This window comes from Amycolatopsis sp. NPDC005961 (assembly GCF_040629235.1).
Taxonomy (GTDB): domain Bacteria; phylum Actinomycetota; class Actinomycetes; order Mycobacteriales; family Pseudonocardiaceae; genus Amycolatopsis; species Amycolatopsis camponoti.
In genome coordinates, this window is record NZ_JBEXVF010000010.1 from 37,016 (window position 1) to 58,285 (window position 21,270).

Here is a 21,270-nt window from a genome sequence, read left to right on the forward strand (position 1 = left end):
CACCGTCGAACGGACGAATGTGCGCTTGTCTTGCGGCGCACGCGAAGAGAGCGTGGCGCGGGCGGGACAAGTCGGCGAGACTGCTCCGATGGTTTCCGAATACGCCCGGACCGACCGGTTCCGCGGTGCTCGTATCCACTTGTGCGACCTGGCCGGCCTCGAGATCCGCGACTGCGAGGTGGACGGCCTGAAGATCGTCGACTGCTACGGCAGCGACGTCTACCTCGGTGGTCATTTCGAGCGCCTTGTGGTCAACGACGTCGATGTAACCGCTTACGTCGAGGCCGAGCTCGACCGCCGGCACCCCGCGCGGGCGCTGGCGCGCAATGCGGCGTCCCCCGAGGACTACCGGGCCGCTTGGGACGCCATCGAGACCCTGTGGGGCACGACGCTCGACCGGGCGAGGCGGTTGCCCGAGGCCAAGCTCCACGAGAGGGTCGACGGTGAGTGGTCCTTCGTCGAGACACAACGGCATCTGCTGCTCGCCGGCGATGCCTGGCTCGGCAACGCCGTGCTCGAGGAGGAGGCGCCCTATCACCCGTTGGGCTACCCCCACGGCGGAATGCCGCCCGAAGAAGCGGAGAAGCTCGGCCTCACCCTCGACGCCACCCCGACCCTCGACGAGGTGCTCGCGCCGCGGCTCGCCCGCATGGCCGCGATGCGACGCGCGGTCGACGGGCTCGACCCGGCCGAACTCGACCGGGTGTGCGGTCGCAAGCCGGCTGTCATGTATCCCGACCAGGACTACGTCGTGCGCCGCTGCCTCAAGGTGGTTCTGAAGGAAGAAGCCGAGCACCACCGCTACGCGGTGCGCGACCTCGCGGTGCTCGAGGCAGGTGGGTAGCCGCCGAGCGGTTCCCCGGCCGACCGCAGGCCGCGCCGGCCATCGCGTTCCGAGCGGACGGAGGCGATCCGCCGGCGTGCGCCCGTACTAGTGCTTGGCCTGAGTCAGGAGGGGAAAGCCGGTGGATCTCACGGATCGGCGGACAGCCGTCACGGCGCTCTTCGAGGCCCATCGCAAGGCGCCGTTCCCGAGCCGGTGGCGGGGTGCCGACGTGGGAGGCATCGACATGGTGATGCTCGATGCGAACCCGGCCGGTTGTGTCTCCGCATGGCTGGAACAACAAGGTCTCCTGGACGACCGGAGGTGGAACGTCCTCGCCGAATGCGAACAGCGGCTCATCCGGGTCATCCCCGAGCTGGACGCTGATGGTCGCGAGTACTACCGACGACTTCTGGACATGACGGCCTTGGTGCTGGACGCGAACCACCCATAGCAACGCGGGACGATCCGGGGAGGGCCGAGATGATCTCGGCCCTCCCCGGACGGATCAGATCTTGCCCGCGGCCACGTCGGCCAGGGTCACGCGGGAGGACTTGTAGTTCACCACCCAGTGCTGGGACGGTTCCGCCGAGGTGATCTCCTCACGGATCGGCAGGCCGTTGTCGGCGTTGATGATGAGGACGTCCGCACTGCCGCCCAGGATGGCGGGGGGCGCGGTGAGGGTCAGCGCGGCCTGGCCGTCGACGGCGGTCATGCCGACGATCATGTCCGGGATGGTCGCGTACAGCTTCAGCACGCCCGCGCGGACCTCCGCGTCGGCGGCGTTGGCGAACAGCGCGTGTTCGGTGTTGCTCCACAGGTGGTTGTTGATCAGGTTTTCCAGGTCCTTGCCCGTCGGACGCGGTCGGGGGGCGGGAACCGGCTTGCCGATCTTGCGGAACATCTCCGCGGTCTCCGCTTGGGCGTCCGCCCAGGCCTTTTCGGCCTCGGCGGGGCTCAGGCCGACTCCCAGAGCGTTGCCGCCCGCGGTGATCATCGCGGTCCTGGCCTGGTCGACATCGCCGTTCGCGGCGAGACGGGCCGCCGCCATCACCTTCCCGTCGTACGGGGTAGCGGGCTGGGCGTCACCCTTGGCGACCGCGTCCACCAGGGTCTTCGCCGAGTCACCCGTGAACTGCTGGCCCTTGTCGGTGTAGAGGGTGTAGTTGAGGTCCGGTTTGCCGTCCAGCCCGAACTTCGTGTTGACGATCAGCGACGCGTCTCCCGGCTGCGTGCCGGCCGCCTTGACCGCGGAGGCCAGCTTCACCAGCGGTGCCTCGACCGCCGGCGGTACCTCGGCCGCCCGCGGGGCCGCGTCGGACGGGCCGGCCGGGACGCTGCCGCCGGACGTAGCCACCACCGCCGCCGCGACGGCGGCCGCGCCCACGGCGGCGACGCCGACCTTGGGCCAGGAGAACCAGCGCTTCGGTCGCACGACCGCGGCTACGGGTTGTTCCTCCATCGCCGTCCGCAGCGCCGTGCGGGCACGGTCATAGGCCTCGGGCCCGGGGGACGGCACGTCGCGCAGATTCTTCATGAGATCCATTTCATCCATGGGGTGTCTTTCACGTTGTCGGGACTTGCAGCAGCGCGACCACTTCGGGGGCTTCACGCAATGCCTTGCGGGCCTGGTGCAACAGGCGGCGGGCCGTGCCGGCCGGGATTTCGAGCACCCGCCCGGCTTCGGCGACGGTCAGGTCCTCCCAGGCGACCAGGCCCAGCACTTCCCGCTCTTCCGGTTTGAGCCGAGCCAGTGCCCTGCTGAGCAGTGCCTGCGTGTCCACGCGGGCATCCACCGCCGGCCAGGGATCCCAGTCGCTCGCCACGCCGGTCAGGTCCGACGCCGGCTCCTCGGCCGGTGCGGACCGCCAGTACCGGCGCAGCCGGTTCAGCGCGACGCCGTACAACCAAGGCCGGGCTTCGGGATACGAACGGTCGTAGTTCGCACGGGACTCGTAAGCCGCCACCCACACATCGCCGAGCACGTCCTCGGCGGCCTGCCGCCCCACTCTGCGCGCCAGATAGTTCCCGAGCGCGGTCTCGTGCCGGCTGATCACTTCCACGAAGGCATCGGTGTCCCCGCGCAGCGACCTACCGATCAGTTCCGCGTCTGACGACATGAAGCTCCTCGGGTTTCGCTTCGCCCTGACACCCCGTCTTTGCCACCGCGCGCCCAAAGCGTTCAGGCCGGGGCGATCCTTTGCGGTCCGAGCAGAACCGGATCACACTGTCGACGGGCACACCAGGCCATCGTCGCTTCGACACGGCACCGGGAGAGCGCGATGACAGCGCACGGTCGACCACCGCTGTTCCCGTTCGACGCACCACCCTCGACCGACCCGGCCGCCGAGGCGATCCGGATGCTGCACACCGACCCGGTGCCCTGGGTCCGGTTGGCGAGCGGGCACGAGGTCCGGCTGGTCACCCGCTACGACGACGTCCAGCGCGCGATGTCCGATCCCCGGATGAGCCGCGCCGCCCTGGCGACGCCGGACGCACCCACCATCGTCCCCGGCCTGCAGTCACCGGACATGATGCCGAACATGGACCCACCCGACCACACGAGACTGCGTCGCCTGGTGGCCAAGGCGTTCACCATCGGCAACGTGGAACTCCTGCGGCCGAGAGTGGAGACGGTCGCGACCGACCTGCTGGATCGGATGCTGGCCGCCGGACCGCCGGCGGACCTGGTCGGCGGGCTGGCCGAACCACTGCCCGGCATCGTGATCTGCGAACTGCTCGGCATCGCCCACGACGAGCGCGAACCCCTGCTCGCCTTCATCGAAGCCATGTCCATCACCACCACGTTCGACCAGGAGGCGTTCGCGGCCACCGGCGCCGTCGCCGCGTCGCACCTGCTCGGGTTGATCGAGCGCAAGCGTCACCAGCCCGGCGACGACCTGCTCTCCGGACTGACCCAGGTGCACGACGAGGACGGCGATCGGCTCAGCGAGGCCGAACTGCTGATCACCGTGATGCTGCTGATCGGCGCCGGCCAGGAGACCACCATGGCTCAGCTGGCCAAGTCCGTGCTGGTGTTGTCCCACCACCCGGACCAGTGGGCACGCCTGGTGGCGGCGCCGGACCTGGTGCCGAACGCGGTCGAGGAACTGCTCCGGATCGTCGCCCTGGGACACGCCGGGCAGCCACGAATGGCCCGTGAAGACGTTGAATTCTCCGGCGGGACCGTCGAAGCCGGCACCACGGTGTTCCCGGTCGTGACGGCGGCCAACCGGGACCCGGCCGTCTTCCCCGACCCGGACCGGTTCGACGTGGACCGCACCGAAGCCGCCCGCCACCTGTCGTTCGGCCGCGGTGCGCATTTCTGCCTCGGCGCGCCGCTGGCCAGGATGGAACTGCAGGTCGCGGTGCACGCCCTGGTGACCAGGATGCCCGGCCTGCGGGTGGCCGAGGGGGACGATGAGCTGGCGTGGCAGCCCGAGAGCCTGACCCGAGGACTGCGGCGGCTCCTGATCACGTGGTGAACCCCGGGATCGTCGTCTGCTACGGAGCGCTCGCGCGTACCCTGCCGCGAGGACGCCAGAGCTGGGGAGCGCCGGATGCGTGGACGTTATTGGCTGCCGCTGTCGTACGTCCTGCTGGCGACCGGGCTGTGGCTCTGGACGGACTACTGGCCGTGGCTGCTCTGGGCGTTCCCGATCGCACTCTTCGTCACGTTCCTGGTTGTCGTGTCCGGGTACAGCATGGAGTTCACGATCCGGCGGCGGTGGCGCGAGATGCGGAAACTCGCCGCGCGGATCGGCGCGAGCGACGGCGAGCTGGTGTACGAGAGCCGGCGGCGGTGGGCGGTCCTCGGCCACCAGGCTTCGATGTGCCTGCAGACCATCCGCCCCGGCACGGTGGCCGAGGTCCGGCGGGCGCTCGCCGGGCGGATCAGGGCCGCCGGCTACGTGTCCCACTCCAACGGTTACTGGAGGACCACGAACGGCAAGATTACGCTCACCGCCACCTTCCGGACCGAGGAGTCCTTCCGTGTGATGCCCGAGGGCCACGTCTTCACCGAAATCTGCATGCTCGAGACGATCGAGTACCGCAACGGACGGCAGTCGGGTGAGTGGGTAGCCACGGAGCGGCTTCGCCGGGTCAGTCCTGCAGGTCCTCGGCCGTGAAGGAGCGGTGCTCGGTGAGCCGGGCCAGGTGTGTTTCCAGGACTTCGAGCTGCTCGGGTCCGATCCGGGCCGCCCAGCGGCTGCGCACGTCGTCGAACAGTGCGCCGCCGATGGTCATCAGCTCGTGGCCGCGGTGGGTGACTCGTACGCGCTTGCGGCGGGCGTCGCCGGGATCGGGCTCGCGGTTGACGTAGCCGAACCCCTCCAGCGTGGCGATGGTTTGCGCGGCGGCCTGCTTGGTGACCGACAGGCGGCGACCGAGTTCGGACGCAGTGTCCGCACCCGCGTCCACGGCGCGCAACGCGAACTCGTGCACCGGGCGGACGCCCGCGTGGCCGCGTCTCGCCAGCTCCACGCTCACCTCGTCGACCATCGTGTGGAACCCGCCGAGCAGCAGAAGCGCGAGCTCGGCGCCGCTGGACTGCGCCATGCGGTCGATCATACGAGGCGCCCTGAGATAGACAAGTCACTTGTCCATCCTCTATGGTTAGACAAGTGACTTGTCTATCGACGGGAAGTAAGCTCATGAATCGCCCAGCCGCCACCATCCCCGGCGTCGAGCACCACCGTCTCAGCGTCAACGGCACCGAGCTGCACTACGCGGCCGCCGGCACCGCGGGGTCTCCCGTGCTGCTGGTACACGGCTTTCCGGAGACCTGGTGGGTCTTCCACAAGCTGATCCCCCTGCTGAGCGAGCACCACCGGGTGTTCGCCGTCGACCTGCGCGGATTCGGTGACTCCGCCACCGCCACCCCGGAGCACGACAGCGCGACCTCGGCGAAAGACCTCAGCGACCTGATCACGCGGCTGGGCGTCGGACCGGTGCACCTCGCCGGCCAGGACATCAGCGGCCCCACGACGTTCCGCGTCGCGAACACCCACCCCGAACTCGTCCGCAGCTACACCGGGATCGAGACCGGGCTTCCGGGATTCGGCGCCGAGAAGCTCGCCGACGTCGCCCACGGCGGCGCCTGGCACATCGGCGTTCTCGCCGCCCCGGGCATCCCGGAGATGCTCCTCACCGGACGCGAGCGCGCGTTCATCGCCGACTACGCGATCCCCTCGCTCGCCGCGAGCCCCGACGCGTTCACCGGCACCGACATCGACGAGCTCGTCCGCTCCTATGCGCGACCCAGCGCGTTTCTCGGCGCCGCCGGCCTGTACCGGTCCTTCATCTCGGAAGGCGAAGAACTTCGCGAGCTCGCAGCTCGGAAGCTGGACATGCCCGTGCTCGCGGTGACGGGGTTCTCGGGGGAGTTCACACCCACGACGTTGCGGCAGGTCGCCACCAACGTGACCGCGGTACGGATCGAAGGGATAGGACACTACGTGGCGATGGAAGCCCCCGACCAGCTCGCGGCCGCTCTGCGGTCCTTCTACGCGGACGTCGACCGGAATTGACGACCGATCGGCGGCGCACCCGGTGGGTGACATCGCCGAGATCAACCGGCACGCCTGCCACGCCGACATCGTCCGTGAACTCGTCGACGGCGCCATCGGCTTGCGCGCCGGCTCAGTAGCGCAGCTCGGTCAGCACTCCGTAGTGATCGGAGGGCATCGTCGCGCCGGCTGCCGCGGTGCCGAGGAGCTGTGCCCGGGTCGGCTGCCCGGCACCGCCCCGGCGGAACGAGGTCGAGAAGACGTAGTCGATGCGCCGGTCGCGAGGCAGCACCGCCGCCGCCCAGGGGTTCGCGGTGGACCAGGTGTGGCCCGGGCCGGTGCCGGCGAATTCCCAGGCGTCGTGCCAGCACACCCCGGCGCCCGCGGCACGGCCGGTGAGCATCCGGATTTCGTCGCAATCCGGTGTGGCGTTGAAATCGCCGCACACCACGGTCAGCGCGCCGCGGCCGAGTTCACGCACTCGCTGTGCCAGCTCGGTGACCTGGTCCTGCCGGATGCGGGTGTGGTGCAACGGCCAGTCGAGCATGACGCTCACCAGCCGGACCGGGCCACGAGGGCCATCGATGTCGGCCCGGACCGCGCTGCCCTCATGGCCCGGAGGTCCGGGCAGGACCCAGGACTCCACCGTGGTGATCGGCCAGCGGGAAAGCACCGCGCTGCCCGACGTCACGCCTTCTTCCTCGCGGTCGCCGGAAAACCGGTGGTGGGGCAGCCCCGCCGCGGCGGCGAGCTCCCGTGCCTGATCCCGATCGGCCGCCGACCACGCCTCCTGAAGGGCCACGACGTCCGGGGCGTGTTCGGCGAGAACCGCGGCGATGCCGCCTTGCCGCTGTTCCCATGGACCGAACCGGCCCCAGACGTTCCAGGTGATCAGCCGGAGCCGCGACTCGATCAGCGCCCCGTACGGCCGGAGGGGGTCAACGGTCATGATGACGTCGACGATACCGCCGAGCGGCGGCCGGGGGCCGGCAAGCCGGCCGGTGCCGCGTTCGCTCTTCGCGACCCCATTACCCTCACGATGCACCGCGGACAAGGGAAGGAGCGTGGGGGATGCCGACGCTGGCGGCCGCGATCGACGACCGCATCGAAGTCGAGTACGGCCAGTTCCTCCTGCAGGAGATCCCGATGACCCGCACCGCGCTGACCCTGCCCGTGCCGCGGGGTGACTGGCTCGCGGTCGGCGGTCCGGGCGGGCTTCTGCTCCACAGCGCCGGGACCGACCACTACCCGGCCGTGCGGCTGGAACTCTGGGACGCCGATCCGCTGCCGGGGCTCGGCGACTGGGACCAGGTGGTCGAGGTCGCCTGCGATCTGCGTGATCTGGTTCGGCTGCAGTCGGTCACCGCGATCCAGTCGCCGAACGTCTTGACCATCGGCCGTCCCGGTCCGCACCGTGCCCGTGTGCATTCCGGCCGGCGCGTCGCGGCCGCGGAACTCGAGGAAGGGTCCTACGCCGAAGGCGTCGAGGGCTGGCTGGTTCAGCTCTGGCCCGGCGTCTGACCGAACCGGTGCAGGGCGTCGAGCGCGGCCGGGGCGAGAGTGTCCGAATGGTCGGCGTCGTGCAGCAGGTGGTCCACTCCGGGCAGCGGCACCCGGCCCGGTCCGCCCACGTGCGCGCGGCGCAGGGCGGCGGTCAAGGCATCCGTTGTGGCACAAGGGACTTGGGTGTCGTTCGTGCCGCAGGTCAGCAGCACCCGGGTCCCCGGACGCAGGGCCGCGGCGGCGTCCGGCGGGTAGACGGCGTCGTCGCTGTCCACGAACCGGCCGCTCGCTCCTTGGAAAGCCGTGAAAAGCTGGGCGAGGACGGGCGGCAGGTCGGTGGTGTCGACCGGCCGGTGTTCGCGCAGGGCGGTGACGGCGGCGTCGATCGCCGTGTCAATGGCCCGCCGCTGCTCCGGGGTGAGGGCGGCCTCGGCGGTTTGGGCGTGCAGTTGCAGCGCGACCAGGTCCAGCAGGCGGATCGCCTGCGGTTGTAGCAGAGCCAGGCCGGCCGGGCGCGGGTGGACGGTGCCGCCGAGCAGCAACGCCGTCATCGCGCCCTCGCTGTGCCCGATGACCAGCAGCGCGTGCGGGTCGGTCTCCGGCTGGTCGCGCAACGACTCGTAGGCGGCTTTCGCCTGGCGGACGAAAGCCGGGTAGTCGAGTGTCTCCGGGTGGTCGCGGTAGGCGCCGAGGCCGGTGCGGCCGGTGCCGTACTTGTCGAACCGCAGCGTGGCGACCCGGTCGCCGCCGAGCGCGCCGGCCACCTGGGCCAGGGTGTTCGGGGACGCGGCCGGTTGGTTGCCGTCGCGGTCGGTGGGGCCGCTGCCGGGCAGCAGCAGTGCGGCGCGCAACCGTTGCCCGGCATGGTGTTCGGGGACGTGCAGGGTGCCGTACGTCGCGGTTCCGTCGAGGGTGAAGACGACCTCGCGATCGGTGGCGGGCACGAGGGCGGGCGGGGTGGCGGTCACGGCGGCCAGCGACAGCGCGACCGCGGCGAGGTGGGGGAGCATCGGTTCGCCTTTCAGCGCAGGGCGTTCTCGACCAGCGTGACGGTCGCGCGCGGGTCGTCGACCTGGACGACCAGGCGGGCGTAGCGCTCGTCGGCGAGTTCGATCACGACGGCCTTCGACGGATCCTTGACGTCCCAGAAGACCTTTTCGCCGTCCAGGTGGAACGTGCCCGCCGTGATGACGCCGGGCACGTGGGCACCCGGCGCGCGGATTCCCTTGGGATCGGCGGCGATGCCGGGATCCGCGGTCGCGCCGCGGACGTTGGCCAGCGGGATGCTCAGGCTGCTCTTGAAGGCCCAGAGCTTGTCGAGACCTTCGATCACGACAACGAGGTCGTCGCCGTCGATGTGGACCAGTGCCATGTCGGTTTCCTTGTCAGCCGGGAAAATGGAGGCTTTGGGCGAGTGCGGCGGCGACACCGTCCGGGTTACCGCGCAGGAGGATGCCCAGTGCGGCCGCCGTGAGGGCGGCCGCCAGGACGGTGGAAATGCCGAGCGCGTCGGCGATCGCCTGGTCGACGGCGGCCAGCGCCGCGTTCACTTCGGCGGCCACCTCGTCGTCGGCCGGTGCCCGTTCGACCGCCGCGAGCAGCAGCAGGCCGAGGTCGGCCGAGGTGATGAGCCGCAGCGCGGTCGCGGCATCCGGTGCCGTGGCGAGCTTTTCGGCCAGGGGACGGACGTCGTCGGCGAGGTGCCGGCGCAAGGCGACCAGGTAGAGGCCGCGCTTGCTGCCGAACGTCTTGTACAGGCTGTTGCGGTGCACGCCGAGGTGGGTGACGAGGTCGTCGACGGACACCCCGTCGTACGCGCGGCCGCCGAACAACCCCACGGCGGCGCGCACCACCTCGTCCTCGTCGAACGCCCGTCGCCTGCCCATGCCACGACGATAGCCTTTTGAGGAACGATCAGTCAAGAACGACCGTTCCTCAAATTTTCGTCGTCCTGATCAGGGTTGGCTCGGGCTCAGATCTGGTTCTCGCCGCCGTCGACGTACACGTTGGCGCCCAGCATGAAGCTGCTGTCGGGCGAAGCCAGGAAAGCCACCGCCGCCGCGACCTCCTCGACTCGCCCGAGCCGTCCGATGGCGATCCGGGCCGCTTCGGCCGCCTTGAACGCCGGCGCGTTCTCCTCGCCCACGAGCTCGGTCATCCCGGAGGTGTCGGTCGGGCCGGGGGAGAGGGCGTTCACCCGGATCCCGCGGTCCTTCAGCTCGTTCGCCCAGACGCGCGTGAACGTCCGCAACGCCGCCTTGGATGCCGCGTAGGCGCCGAAGCCCGCGGTGCCGCGGTCGGCCGCGGTGGAGGCGTTGATGATCACCGAGGCGCCCTCGTTGAGCAGCGGAAGCGCTTTCTGGACGGTGAAGACGGTGCCCTTGACGTTGACGCCGAAGACCTGGTCGAAGTCCTCGGCGGTGATCGTCTCGATGGTGGCGAACGAGGCCGTGGCCGCGTTGGCGAACAGCACGTCCAGGCCCTGGCCGCGGGCCGCGACCCGCTCGTAGAGGCGATCCAGGTCGGCCGGGTCCGTGATGTCACCCGGCACCGCGGTCACGCTCCCGTCGATCGCCGCCACCGCCTCGTCCAGTTCGGTCTCGCGGCGTCCGGTGATGAACACGTGCGCGCCCTCGGCGACCAGCCGGGCGGCGGTGGCCCGGCCGATCCCGCGCGTACCGCCCCCGGTCACGACCGCGGTTTTGCCTTCCAGCCTCAGCATTTTCGACCTCCGGATAGTTGTGCACCGATCGGTGCTGAAGTCGACCCTAGCAGCTTCTGCACCGATCGGTGCACAAGCGGTAGGATGCGGCGGTGGACAAGGCGCAGGTGGGCCGGCCGCGGGCGTTCGACGCCGAAGCGGCCTTGCAGAAGGCCGTGGTGGTCTTCTGGGAGCAGGGCTACGACGGGGCCAGCCTGACCGACTTGACCGAGGCCATGGGGATTTCCCGCAAGAGCATGTACGCGGCCTTCGGCAACAAGGAAGACCTCTTCCGCCTGGCGTTGCAGCGCTACACCGAAGGCCCCGGCGCCTACATCGTCGAAGCACTGCAAGCTCCCACCGCGCACGAGGTGGCGACGCTGTTCCTGGTCGGCTCGGTCCTGGCCAACACCCGGCCCGGGTTCCCGGCCGGCTGCCTGGGGGTGCAGGGCGCTTTGGCCGTCGGCGCGACCGGGCAGGTCGCGCACGACACCTTGGCCGCGTGGCGCGCGCTGGGCCAGGAGTACCTGCGCGAACGCTTCCAGCGGGCCGTCGACGAGGGTGATCTGCCCGCCGACGCCGAACCGGAGCTGATCGCCCGCTACGTCATGACGATCGCGAACGGCATGGCCGTCCAGGCGGCGGGCGGCGCGACCCGGGAGGATCTGCGGCGGGTGGCGGAGCTCGCGCTGCGGAACTGGCCGCCGGCCTGAGCGCTCAGACCGGCGGCCTTGGCCGACGACGAACGTGCCCGAGGAAGCGTTGGGTGGGGCAGCAGCCGGCTACGCGCACACCGAGTGCACGGCGGTGCCGAGCGCCCGGCGGTGCAGCGCGTCCAGCCGATCCAGGACCACCGCCGAGCCGGTCGCCAGGACGAGCTGCACGGCGCACGGGATCCGCTCCGCGCGAATGTCCACCGTGGACGCCAGTCGCGCGAGCAGGTCCGTGGTGAGCCGGTCGAGTCGCGCCCGGATCTGTCCCAGGTCCGGGCGGGTGGTGGGTGCCTCGTCCGGGTGCGCCGTCCAGCGGGCGAACAGCCCCCGCTGCACCACCTTGCTGGCGGTGATCTGGTCGCGGAAGAACGCCGCCGCCGCGTCCGGGTCCAGCCCGATGGCCCCGGCCTGGGCGCGCACCTGGTTCAGCACCTGCTCCTCGCGCGCGGGGTCGTCGATCGGCGAGTCGGTGCCGAACTTGGCCGCCGCCACGTCGTCGCCCACGCGCAGGCGTTCGACGACGAGGTCGGTCAGCGGGCCGAGCCTGCCGAGCGAGCCGTTCGCCGCGAGCGCGGCCCCGGCGGGAACTTCGGCGGCCGTGGCCGCGGGAACGGTCAGCGTCATCGCGCCGGCCACCGTGAGTGCCGTGGCGGCGATGCCGCGGGCCACCTTGCTGCTCGTCTTCACCTGCTTGCCTCGCTTTCCTGGATGGGGAGATAGCTGACGCCGGTGAGCTGCTCGGACGCCTCCCACAGCCGTCGCTGCAGGCCGGCGTCGTGGGACAGCGCGCTGGAGGTGGCCGGCTCGGGGTAGCCGGTGCGTCCGCGCGGGCCGAAGTAGTCGCCGCCTCGGGCGGCCGGGTCGGTGGCGGCTCGCAGCGGCCCCAATGCACCCTTCGCCGCGCTCTGGGACAGGACGAGCGCGAGCGGGTTGACCTTGGGGTCGAGTGCGGCCCGGACCAGCGCGTTCAGCTCGCGCCCGCCATCGGTCCGGGCCAGGCCCGGGTGGCCGGCCACCGCGATCGTCGGGGTACCGGCGGCCCGCAGGCGGCGGTCGAGTTCGTGGGCGAACAGCAGGTTGGCCAGCTTGGCCCGGTTGTAGGCCGCCACGAACCGGTAGGCGCGGCCGGGTTCGGGGTCGAGGTCGGCCGGGTCGATCGCGCCCTGCCGGTGCCCGTTGCTGCCCATCGTCACCACCCGCGACCCGGGGGTCCCGGTCAGCAGGTCGAGCACCAGGCCGGTGAACGCGAACGGCCCGAGGTGGTTCACGGCGATGGTCGATTCGAAGCCGTCTTCGGTGACCGCGTACCGCACGCGGAAGCCGCCGACGTTGTTCACGAGCAGGTCGAGGCGGTCGTACTCGTCGTGCAGCCGCCGGGCGGCGGCGCGGACCGAGGCGAGCGAGGCGAAGTCCGCCAGCAGGGTGCGCACGACGGCGCCGGGCGAGCCGGCCCGGATCCGGTCGGCCGCCGCGGCCGCTCGTCCGGCGTCGCGGCAGGCCAGCACGACGTCGGCGCCGCGGCGCGCGAGGGCGTCCGCGATCGCGAAGCCCAGCCCGGTGCTGGCGCCGGTGACGAGGGCGGTCCGGCCGTGCTGGGCGGGGATGTCTTCGGTGGACCAGCGTTGCCGTTTCACGGGCGCACCCTTCGAAGTGTATGTAGCGATCACTATAACACAGTAAGATAGAACGTTCGGTCTTGACTGGGGGAGCCCGCGGGTTCATAGTGAACGGGATAGAACGTTCGGTATCGCGGAGTGGTCCGCGATCGGGAAAGGACCCCCTCATGACCAAGCCCCTGTACCTCGGCATCGCCACCTCGACCGGTGACGGCCGCGCGGGAGGGCAGGCGCGGACCGACGACGGCCTGCTCGACCTCTCCCTGGCGATCCCCAAGGAAATGGGCGGCCCCGGCGGCGCGACCAACCCGGAACAGCTGTTCGCGGCGGGCTGGGCCTCGTGCTTCCACTCGGCGCTGAAGGCCGTCGCGGCACAGCGGAAGGTCAAGGTCACCGACTCCGCCGTCGTCGCGGAGGTCCAGGTGCACACGACGCCGGAAGGGGGCTTCACCCTCAGCGCGGCGCTGCACGCCGAGCTGTCCGGTGTGGACCAGGCGACGGCCGACCAGCTCGTCGAAGGCGCCCACGCGATCTGCCCGTACTCCAACGCGACCCGCGGGAACATCCCGGTGACCGTCGACGCGACCGTCGCCTGAACCGGGCGGCCGGGCCGGCGGAAGACCCGCCGGCCCGGCGCTCCCGGTGGGGGAGCGGGGCCGCCGCGGACCTATCATGGCCGCATGGCGAGGGATTCCAGTTCCGCACCGACGGCTGCCGGGTTGAGCAGCCGCGAGGTCATCCTCAACGCGGCGCGCGCCCTCGTCGGGGAAAAGGGCTACGACGGCATGGCCATTTCGGACTTGAGCGCCCAGTCCGGGCTGCCGCCCAGCTCGATCTACTACCACTTCGGCAACAAGCTCGGTGTGCTCGCGGCGCTGCTGGAGCGGACTTTCGACGAGCTGCACGCGTTGTTCCCGAACCCGTCGTCGTTCGACGACCGGGCGCCGCTCGACCGTCTCGAAGCGTGGTTCTCCGCGGCCTGCGGTTCCCTCGACCGGCGGCCGGACTACCTGCAACTGCTGGTCGCCATCAGTGTCGGCCCGCAGAAGGACGCCGAGGCGGTGCAGGCGACCGTGCGCCGCATCCGGGACTACGCCCACGCTTCCTGGGTGGCCGCGCTCACGCCGATCTTCGCCCCGAACGGCGGCAAGAACAACGAAGCCCTCGTCCAGGAGCTGGCCGTCCTCGGCCGCGCGCTGACGGACGGCCTTTCCGTGGCCAACAGCTTCGACGGCATGAGCTACCGCTCGCAGGTCGCCCCGTTCGTCGCCCTGATCCGCGGCCTGGCGGACCAGCGGGCGGCGAAGCGCAAGCGCTGACCGCGAGGCCGATCGCCGGCTGATCGACCTTGAAAACACCGCCCTCCGTTGTATAGTGAGCGCTACATACAACGAATGAGGCGGCACAGTGACGAGCACTTCGGATGTCGGTGACACGCGGCTGGCCTACACCGAGGCCGGTTCGGGCCGCCCGGTCGTGTGGCTGCACGGATCGGGGCCGGGCGCCACCGGGATGAGCAACTTCGGCGGTAACCTGCCCGCCTTCGCCGACCACCGGAACATCGTGGTCGACCTGCCGGGCTGGGGCGAGTCGCCGCGGCCCGAGACGGACGAGCCGTTGATCTTCGACGCCGCCGACCGGGTGTGCCGGGCGATGACGGCGCTCGGGATCGAGCGGGCCCACCTGGTGGGCAACTCCTACGGCGGTGCCGTGGCCATGCGGATCGCGATGCGCTACCCCGACCGCGTGGACCGGCTCGTGCTCATGGCGCCGGGCGGGGTCCTCCCGGCGGACGCGCCGCCGTGGCCCGTCGGCCTCGAACGCCTCTTCGGTTACATGGCCGCGGAAAAGCCGTCGCGTGACGCGATGGCCGAGTTCGTACGCCTGATGGTGTACGACGAGTCGCTGGCGACCGAGGCGCTCATCGACGAGCGGTACGAGTCGAGCCTCCGTGCTCATCCCGAGCTGCCGATTCCCCCGAACTTCGGTGACCTGACGCCCGATCTGGGGCGCATCGCCGCCCCCACGCTGCTCGTGTGGGGCCGGGAGGACCAGACCGTCCCGCTGACCTGGGCGCCCAGGATCCTCGACGGCATCCCGAACGCGGAGCTGCGGGTGCTGCCGCACTGCCGGCACTGGGTCCAGTACGAGCGCGCGCCCGAGTTCAACCACATCGTCCGCGAGTTCCTGCAGGGCGGCGCGGCCGCCGCGGCGGAGGGGTGACACACGTGGGAATCAGGAAGCTGGGCTACGTCGGTCTCGACGTCACCGACCTCGATGCATGGACCGACCTGCTCGGGCGCACGTTGGGTGTCGGGGTCACCCACGCCAAGTCCGGCACGGACGAGATCGCCCTCGCCGAGCTCGACGAGTTCAAGTACCGCCTCGCCCTTCGTCCGTCCACTGAGGACCGTCCGCGCGAGCTGGGCTGGATCGTCGACTCACCACGCGAGCTGGACCGGCTGACCCGGCGGCTCACCGACGCCGGGTTCGCCGTCGCGGACGGCTCCGTGGAGGAGAAGGACTTGCGCGGTGCCACGCAGCTGCGCTGGTTCATCGACCCGGTCGGCTACCGCGTGGAGCTGGCGGTCGGGGAAGCCAAGGTGCGCCTCGGGGTCGACCGGCCGGCCGGCGTGACCGGCCTGGGCCATCTCGTGCTCGCCAGTCCCCGGCTCGCCGAACTGCGGGAGCTGTACGAGTCCGTGCTCGAGTTCAAGCTGACCGACTACCGTGCGCCGGGTCTGTTCTTCTTCCGCTGCAACCGGACGCACCACAGCATCGCGCTCGCGAACGCGGACACCGCGTCGATCCACCACCTGGAGCTGGAACACGGCTCGATCGACGACGTCGGGAGGGCCTACGACCGGGCCCAGGCCCACGAGGTGCCGATCTCGATCAGCCTCGGCCGGCACATGAACGACAAGGCGATCTCCTTCTACATCCGCAACCCCAGCGGGTTCCACCTGGAGATCGGCTGCGGCGGCATCGAAGTCGGCGACGACTGGGTCCCGCACGACTTCGGGCGCTCGGACGAGTGGGGACACCACCACGCGGACGCGAACCCGTTCGCCGCGCCGAAGTCATGAGCCTCTCGGGTCGCCGCGCCCTCGTCACCGGCGCGGCGAGCGGGATCGGATGGGCCGTGGCCACCCGGCTCGCCGGGCTCGGCGCCCACGTCGTGGTGTGCGACATCGACGCCGAGGGCGCGGCGCGGGCGGCCGAGGGAATCGGCGGCGAAGCACTGTCGATCGACCTGAGCGACACTGACGCCCTCGCCGAGCGGGCGTTCGACGCCGACATCCTGGTGAACAACGCCGGGGTGCAGCACGTCGCACCCGTCGAACGCTTCGAACCCGAGCGGTTCGCGGCCATGACGCGCCTGATGCTGGTGGCGCCGTTCGTGCTCAGCCGCGCCGTGCTGCCGGGCATGTACGCGCGCGGCTGGGGCCGGATCGTGCACCTTTCCAGCATCCACGGCCTGCGGGCGAGCGCGTACAAGTCCGCGTACGTAAGCGCCAAGCACGGCCTGCTGGGACTGTCCAAAGTGCTCGCGCTGGAGGGTGCGGCCCACGGGGTCACCAGCAACTGCGTGTGTCCGGGGTACGTGCGCACCCCGCTGGTCGAGAACCAGCTGGCGGACCAGGCGGCGGTGCACGGGCTGAGCGCCGGCGAGGTGTTGTCGGAGGTGCTGCTGGCGAGGTCGGCGGTCAAGCGGCTGATCGAGCCGGGCGAGGTCGCCGGCGCGGTGGCGTACCTGTGCTCGCCCGAAGCCGCCTCGATCAGCGGGACCGAACTGGTCCTGGACGGAGGCTGGAGCGCCTCCTGATCAGGCAGAGGGGTACCGAACGTTCTCTCTGCTACACTCGAAAGATGGTGCAGAACGCTCGAGGTCAGGTCTCCGAAGCGCGGTCGCGGCTGCTCGCGACGGCCACGCGGATCTTCTACGCCGAGGGCCTGCACTCCGTGGGGATCGACCGGATCGTCGCCGAGGCGAAGGTCACCCGCGCCACCCTGTACCGGCACTTTCCCAGCAAGGACGACCTCGTCGTCGCGTACCTCCAAGGTGTCCACGAAATGGAGCGCGAAGGGGTCGACAAGGTCGTCGCCGGTGGCATGCCGGCGGCCGACGGCTTGCGGGCGATCGCCCGGTCGATCGCCGACGGTATCGGGTCGGCGCACTTCCGGGGCTGCGCTTTCCTCAACGCCGTGGCGGAATACCCGGATCCCGCCCACCCGGTGCACCAGACCGTCCTCGCTCATCGCGAGTGGTTCCGCCGGACGGTCACGGACCTGCTCGCGCAGGTGGGGGAGACCGCGCCGGAGCTCGCGGGGCGTCACTTCGTGATGCTGCGCGACGGCGCGATGACGGCGGGCTGCCTGTCGGATCCCGCCGAGGTCTGCGACACGTTCCTCCAGGGTGTCGACGGGCTCCTGCGGCACCGTCTCGAGGCCGCGGGGAAGTGACCCCGCTCCGGGGGTAGACCGCCTCGGCGGCCCGAACAGCCTGACGCTGTACTCCACTGTGGACTGACGTTCGGCGCCGCGAGCGCTGGTCAACCCGTCGCGGAAGTTGTATAGTGAGCGCTACATACAGAGCTTCCCGGGGGGACGTAACCGGCCGCCGCAACGAAGCGAGGTTTCCTTGAACGTCCTTGACCAGGTGAAGAATTCACCGATGAGCCGCGCCCAGGTGAGAGCGGTCGCGCTCTGCCTCGTGATCAACCTGATCGACGGCTTCGACCTGCTGGTCACTTCCTACGTCGGGCCGTCGATCACCCGGCAGTGGGGCCTGTCCCCGTCCGCGGTGGGCGTGCTGCTCAGCGGCGGGCTGGCCGGCATGGCCATCGGCGGGCTCTTCCTCGCTCCGCTGGCCGACCGCGTCGGACGCCGCCGGCTCACCCTCGGCTGTCTCGCCCTGGCGTCGCTGGGCATGCTCGCCGCCGCCGCGGCGCAGGACTTCGGCCAGCTGCTCGCGTGCCGGGTGGTGACGGGGGCGGCCGTGGGGGCGATGGCGGCCAGCCTGCCGGTGCTCACGTCCGAATACGCGAACCACCGCCGCCGCGGGCTCGTGGTCGCGCTGATCACCACCGGCTACGGCCTGGGTTCGGTCATCGCCGGAATCGCGTCGAGCGTGCTGCTGGGCTCGTTCGGGTGGCGGTCGGTCTTCGTGTTCGGCGCCGTCCTGACGGCTCTGCTCTTCGCGGTGGCGCTGCGGTTCCTGCCGGAGTCGATGGACTTCCTCGTCGCCCGCCGTCCCCGCGGGGCCCTGGACAAGCTCAACCGGATCCTCGTCTCGATGGGCCGCACGCCGGTCGGGGAGCTGCCCGCGGCGCCGTCCACCGCGACGACGCGCAAGGTGGTCCTCGACTCGCTGTTCCGCGGGCGCAACGCGGTGCGGACCGTGCTGGTCTGGGTGGCTTTCGTCTCGGCGCAGCTGATGTTCTACTTCGCCAGTTCGTGGACGCCCAGCCTGCTGCTCAAGGCGGGGATGTCGAGCCGGCAGGGCATCAGCGGCGGCGTCCTCCTCAGCCTCGGCGGCGTGACGGGCGCGGTGCTGCTGGGGTTGCTGGTGTCCCGGATCGGCCCACGGCGGCTGACGGCGGCCTACTTCGGCATCGGCGCCCTCGCGCTCATCCTGTTCTCCTTCTCGCTCGGCACACTGGTGATCGCGCTCGTCGTGGCGGTGCTCGTCGGGTTGTTCCTCAACGGGACGGTCACCGGGATCAACGTCATCATCCCGAGCCTGTACCCGGCCGAAGCCCGCGCGACCGCCCTCGGCATGGCGGTCGCGGTGAGCCGGCTCGGTGCCGTCCTGGCGCCCCTGCTCGCCGGGTTCCTGCTGCAGGCCGGCTGGGCGCCGGCCTCGATGTTCCGCTTCTTCGCGATCCCCGGCGTCATCGGTGCGGTCGCGACGCTCCTGCTCGCCCGGTTCGGACGCTCCGCCCGGACCACCACGGACCGGCCGGCCGAAAGCGCGGTGGCGGACGCGTGAACGCTGCCGTACCTGCGGGGAAGCCCTCGTGGCGGCTGCCGTGAGCCGCGAACCGACGTACCATCCACAAAGGAGGACGGACGTGCCTGCCCTGGTCTTGCTCCACGGCGGCGGGCCCGGCGTGGACGCCGCGAGCAACTGGGCGAGCGTGCGGGCCGGGTTCGACGGCGCGTTCGACTGCCTCGCTCCCGATCTGCTCGGATTCGGCACGCAGATCGCCGGCACGGCCGGGCTTCGCGGGCCGCACGCCTGGGCGATCGCCCGGGCCCGGCAGGTGCTGGACCTGCTCGACCGCCACGGCCTGGACCGCGTGCACCTGGTCGGCAACTCGGCGGCCGGCGGCGCCGCCGCGCTCGCCCTGCTGGCCGTGGCGCCGCACCGCGTCGAGCGCGCGGTGGTCATGGGCGGAGCCGGGACCGGGCCGCTGCCGCCGGCGGTTCCCTTCTACGACAACCCGACCAAGGAATCCATGCGGGCCACCCTCGGCCGGCTGGTCGCCGACGAGAGCGTCCACGAAGGACTCCTGGACGAACTCACCGATCTCCGGCTGAGGCAAGCTCTTCGTCCCGCCGCGGAGGGAGCGTTCCGCGCCATGTTCGCCGACGCCGCGGGCGGCCCGCCGCCCGTCGACCCGGCCAAGCTCACCACCCCGGTGCTCGCCCTGCACGGGGAGCGCGACCGGGTCCAGCCGGTCGAGGTCTCCGAACGCCTCGCCGACGCCCTGCCCCACGGTCGCCTGCACGTGGTCGCGGGCGCCGGGCACTGGATCCACGTCGACCGGCCGGACGAGTTCACCAAGCTGGTAGGGGAGTTCCTGAGCGCATGAACGAAATCCTGATCGTCGGCGCCGGGCCGGCCGGCTTGACCCTCGCCATCGACCTCGCGCGGCGCGGCGTGCCCTGTCACGTCGTCGAGGCGACCGACGAGCGGCCCGTCAACCCGCGGTGCAACACGACGTCCGCGCGGTCGATGGAGATCTTCCGGCGGCTCGGGCTGGCGGACGAGATCCGCCGGGCCGGGCTGCCGGAGGACTACCCGACGTCGATCCAGTACCGGACGACGTTGGACGGCGAGGGGATCTTCCGCATCGACTTGCCGACCGCGCACGACGTCTTGGCGGGCAAAGGCAAGGACGGCTGGCCGACGCCGGAGCCGCAGCACCGGATCTCGCAGCTGTACCTCGAACCCATCCTGGAAAAGCACGCGCGCAAGCTGCCCGGGCTGACCTTCGAACGCGGCACGCGGCTGGTCGAGCTGCGGCAGCACGACGACCACGTCGAGGCCGTCGTCGAGACCGGCGGGGAGCAGCGCACCCTGCGGTGCGCGTACGTCGTCGGCTGCGACGGCGCCCACAGCACCGTCCGGCGGCAGCTGGGCATCCGGTACGAAGGCGTCGACGCGATCCAGCGGTTCGTGTCGACCTTCGTCCGGTCACCCGAGCTGGGCCGGCTGGCCGCGAAAGACCGGGCCTGGACGTACTGGACCTACGGCCGCCGGATCGCGTCGCTGATCGCCATCGACGGCCAGGAACTGTGGCTCAACCACGTCGCCTTCGCGCCCGGCCACGACACCGGGGGCGAGGACCCCGAGCAGCTGCTGCGGGAGTCGGTGGGCAGGCCCGTCGAGCACGAGGTGCTCGGCGTGGTGCGCTGGACCGGGCGACGGCTGGTCGCCCGGCGGTACCGCGAGGGCCGGGTGTTCCTGGCCGGGGATGCCGCCCACATCTGGATCCCCGTGGGCGGGTTCGGCATGAACGCCGGCATCCAGGACGCGGCGGCGCTGGCGTGGATGCTGGCGGCGGTCCACCACGGCTGGGCACCGCCGGAGCTGCTGGACGCGTACGAACCGGAGCGCAAGCCGGTCGGTGAGCAGTTCGCGACCGCGGTGGGAGCCCAGGCCCGGACGTCGTTCGCGGACGTCTCGCCGGACATCCACCTGACGGGCCCCGAAGGCGAGCGGGCGCGTGCGGAGTTCGCCGAACGGCTCGCGGTCACCGAGCCGCGGCGGTATTCCCCCGACGGCTTCAGCTTCGGCTACCACTACGCGGGCTCGCCGCTGGTGGTCGGCGGGGAAGACCAGGCCGAGATCACCATGGGGGACTACCAGGATCGGGCGCGGCCCGGGTTCCGGCTGCCGCACACCTGGCTCGACGACGGCCGGTCGGTGCTCGACCTCCTCGGCCCCGGCTTCACCCTGCTGCGCACGGACCCGGGAACCGGGACGACGTCCTGGACGCTGGCGGCTCGGGAACTCGGGATTCCGCTCGCCGTCGTGGACCTGCCCGGCCGCTACCCCGCCGCGCTGCTGCTCGTGCGCCCGGACCAGCACGTCGCCTGGATGGGCGCGGCGGACGAGGACCCCACGGCACTCCTGCACACAGTCACCGGGCGCGTCACCGCCCGCCAGCGGTAA

At 71.1% G+C, this 21,270-nt stretch carries 26 protein-coding genes; 16 read left to right on the top strand and 10 right to left on the bottom strand.

Translation table 11 applies throughout. The features are described 5' to 3' along the window. The first annotated feature begins 88 nt into the window (after nt 1-88). Nucleotides 89-844, top strand: a complete 756-nt coding sequence (locus ABZ342_RS11465) for a DinB family protein (RefSeq protein WP_360471550.1) — start codon at nt 89-91, stop codon at nt 842-844. 121 nt (nt 845-965) lie between these two features. Then, nucleotides 966-1,277, top strand: coding sequence for a hypothetical protein (locus tag ABZ342_RS11470; protein ID WP_360471553.1), 312 nt, complete (start codon nt 966-968; stop codon nt 1,275-1,277). A gap of 54 nt (nt 1,278-1,331) precedes the next feature. Here the strand turns inward: ABZ342_RS11470 and ABZ342_RS11475 are convergent, their stop codons facing one another. Both ABZ342_RS11475 and ABZ342_RS11480 read right to left on the bottom strand, forming a co-directional pair. Then, entirely contained in the window at nt 1,332-2,360 is a 1,029-nt protein-coding gene (locus ABZ342_RS11475) for a hypothetical protein (RefSeq protein WP_360471556.1), read from the bottom strand. Between the two features lie 28 nt (nt 2,361-2,388). Beyond that, nucleotides 2,389-2,943, bottom strand: a complete 555-nt coding sequence (locus ABZ342_RS11480; protein ID WP_360471559.1) for a sigma-70 family RNA polymerase sigma factor — start codon at nt 2,941-2,943, stop codon at nt 2,389-2,391. Nucleotides 2,944-3,105: 162 nt separating this feature from the next. On the opposite strand from ABZ342_RS11480, the gene ABZ342_RS11485 reads away from it, so the two are divergent. Together ABZ342_RS11485 and ABZ342_RS11490 are read left to right on the top strand one after the other, a co-directional pair. Then, on the top strand, nt 3,106-4,308 hold the full coding sequence (locus ABZ342_RS11485) for a cytochrome P450 (protein WP_360471562.1): 1,203 nt from the start codon (nt 3,106-3,108) through the stop codon (nt 4,306-4,308). A gap of 75 nt (nt 4,309-4,383) precedes the next feature. Beyond that, entirely contained in the window at nt 4,384-4,953 is a 570-nt protein-coding gene (locus ABZ342_RS11490; protein ID WP_360471565.1) for a hypothetical protein, read from the top strand. Here ABZ342_RS11490 and ABZ342_RS11495 read toward each other — a convergent pair. Then, nucleotides 4,928-5,383, bottom strand: coding sequence for a MarR family transcriptional regulator (locus tag ABZ342_RS11495; RefSeq protein ID WP_360471568.1), 456 nt, complete (start codon nt 5,381-5,383; stop codon nt 4,928-4,930). The two genes, ABZ342_RS11490 and ABZ342_RS11495, sit on opposite strands and share 26 nt — an antisense overlap. A gap of 95 nt (nt 5,384-5,478) precedes the next feature. Here ABZ342_RS11495 and ABZ342_RS11500 point away from each other — a divergent pair, with 95 nt between their 5' ends. Further along, the gene (locus ABZ342_RS11500; RefSeq protein WP_360471570.1) at nt 5,479-6,354 is read left to right on the top strand and encodes an alpha/beta hydrolase; all 876 of its coding nucleotides are present in this window, start codon (nt 5,479-5,481) and stop codon (nt 6,352-6,354) included. 112 nt (nt 6,355-6,466) lie between these two features. Here the strand turns inward: ABZ342_RS11500 and ABZ342_RS11505 are convergent, their stop codons facing one another. Further along, the gene (locus tag ABZ342_RS11505; RefSeq protein ID WP_360471573.1) at nt 6,467-7,282 is read right to left on the bottom strand and encodes an endonuclease/exonuclease/phosphatase family protein; all 816 of its coding nucleotides are present in this window, start codon (nt 7,280-7,282) and stop codon (nt 6,467-6,469) included. Nucleotides 7,283-7,404: 122 nt separating this feature from the next. On the opposite strand from ABZ342_RS11505, the gene ABZ342_RS11510 reads away from it, so the two are divergent. Further along, complete coding sequence (locus ABZ342_RS11510; protein ID WP_360471576.1) at nt 7,405-7,854, top strand: hypothetical protein; 450 nt, start codon at nt 7,405-7,407, stop codon at nt 7,852-7,854. Here ABZ342_RS11510 and ABZ342_RS11515 read toward each other — a convergent pair. The 4 genes from ABZ342_RS11515 to ABZ342_RS11530 form a co-directional block, all read right to left on the bottom strand. After that, nucleotides 7,833-8,846 carry an alpha/beta hydrolase gene (locus ABZ342_RS11515; protein WP_360471579.1) on the bottom strand — a complete coding sequence of 338 codons (1,014 nt, stop codon included), beginning with the start codon at nt 8,844-8,846 and terminating at the stop codon, nt 7,833-7,835. The two genes, ABZ342_RS11510 and ABZ342_RS11515, sit on opposite strands and share 22 nt — an antisense overlap. A gap of 11 nt (nt 8,847-8,857) precedes the next feature. Beyond that, nucleotides 8,858-9,208, bottom strand: coding sequence for a hypothetical protein (locus ABZ342_RS11520; RefSeq protein WP_360471582.1), 351 nt, complete (start codon nt 9,206-9,208; stop codon nt 8,858-8,860). A 13-nt stretch (nt 9,209-9,221) separates the two neighbouring features. Then, nucleotides 9,222-9,722, bottom strand: coding sequence for a TetR family transcriptional regulator (locus ABZ342_RS11525; RefSeq protein ID WP_360471585.1), 501 nt, complete (start codon nt 9,720-9,722; stop codon nt 9,222-9,224). Between the two features lie 86 nt (nt 9,723-9,808). Then, the gene (locus ABZ342_RS11530; protein ID WP_360471588.1) at nt 9,809-10,558 is read right to left on the bottom strand and encodes an SDR family oxidoreductase; all 750 of its coding nucleotides are present in this window, start codon (nt 10,556-10,558) and stop codon (nt 9,809-9,811) included. Nucleotides 10,559-10,650: 92 nt separating this feature from the next. Between ABZ342_RS11530 and ABZ342_RS11535 the strand changes: the two genes are divergently transcribed. Further along, complete coding sequence (locus ABZ342_RS11535; RefSeq protein WP_360471591.1) at nt 10,651-11,250, top strand: TetR/AcrR family transcriptional regulator; 600 nt, start codon at nt 10,651-10,653, stop codon at nt 11,248-11,250. Between the two features lie 69 nt (nt 11,251-11,319). Here the strand turns inward: ABZ342_RS11535 and ABZ342_RS11540 are convergent, their stop codons facing one another. Then, nucleotides 11,320-11,937, bottom strand: a complete 618-nt coding sequence (locus ABZ342_RS11540) for a chorismate mutase (protein ID WP_360471594.1) — start codon at nt 11,935-11,937, stop codon at nt 11,320-11,322. Continuing rightward, nucleotides 11,934-12,884, bottom strand: coding sequence for an oxidoreductase (locus ABZ342_RS11545; RefSeq protein WP_360471597.1), 951 nt, complete (start codon nt 12,882-12,884; stop codon nt 11,934-11,936). The genes ABZ342_RS11540 and ABZ342_RS11545 overlap by 4 nt, the downstream gene beginning before the upstream one ends. Before the next feature lie 149 nt (nt 12,885-13,033). Here ABZ342_RS11545 and ABZ342_RS11550 point away from each other — a divergent pair, with 149 nt between their 5' ends. From ABZ342_RS11550 to ABZ342_RS11590, 9 genes are all read left to right on the top strand, one after another. Further along, nucleotides 13,034-13,462: an organic hydroperoxide resistance protein gene (locus ABZ342_RS11550; RefSeq protein ID WP_360471599.1), complete on the top strand. Its 429-nt coding sequence runs from the start codon at nt 13,034-13,036 to the stop codon at nt 13,460-13,462. Nucleotides 13,463-13,546: 84 nt separating this feature from the next. Further along, entirely contained in the window at nt 13,547-14,185 is a 639-nt protein-coding gene (locus tag ABZ342_RS11555) for a TetR/AcrR family transcriptional regulator (protein ID WP_360471602.1), read from the top strand. 88 nt (nt 14,186-14,273) lie between these two features. Continuing rightward, nucleotides 14,274-15,089: an alpha/beta fold hydrolase gene (locus ABZ342_RS11560; RefSeq protein WP_360471605.1), complete on the top strand. Its 816-nt coding sequence runs from the start codon at nt 14,274-14,276 to the stop codon at nt 15,087-15,089. Nucleotides 15,090-15,094: 5 nt separating this feature from the next. Then, nucleotides 15,095-15,952: a VOC family protein gene (locus ABZ342_RS11565; protein WP_360471607.1), complete on the top strand. Its 858-nt coding sequence runs from the start codon at nt 15,095-15,097 to the stop codon at nt 15,950-15,952. Continuing rightward, a complete protein-coding gene (locus ABZ342_RS11570) occupies nt 15,949-16,692 on the top strand; it encodes a 3-hydroxybutyrate dehydrogenase (RefSeq protein WP_360471609.1) in 744 nt (247 codons plus the stop codon). The genes ABZ342_RS11565 and ABZ342_RS11570 overlap by 4 nt, the downstream gene beginning before the upstream one ends. A 44-nt stretch (nt 16,693-16,736) precedes the next feature. Further along, the gene (locus ABZ342_RS11575) at nt 16,737-17,330 is read left to right on the top strand and encodes a TetR family transcriptional regulator (protein WP_360471612.1); all 594 of its coding nucleotides are present in this window, start codon (nt 16,737-16,739) and stop codon (nt 17,328-17,330) included. Nucleotides 17,331-17,541: 211 nt separating this feature from the next. Next, nucleotides 17,542-18,858, top strand: coding sequence for an MFS transporter (locus ABZ342_RS11580; protein WP_360471615.1), 1,317 nt, complete (start codon nt 17,542-17,544; stop codon nt 18,856-18,858). A gap of 82 nt (nt 18,859-18,940) precedes the next feature. After that, nucleotides 18,941-19,684: an alpha/beta hydrolase gene (locus ABZ342_RS11585; RefSeq protein ID WP_230862422.1), complete on the top strand. Its 744-nt coding sequence runs from the start codon at nt 18,941-18,943 to the stop codon at nt 19,682-19,684. Further along, entirely contained in the window at nt 19,681-21,270 is a 1,590-nt protein-coding gene (locus ABZ342_RS11590) for an FAD-dependent monooxygenase (RefSeq protein WP_360471619.1), read from the top strand. The genes ABZ342_RS11585 and ABZ342_RS11590 overlap by 4 nt, the downstream gene beginning before the upstream one ends.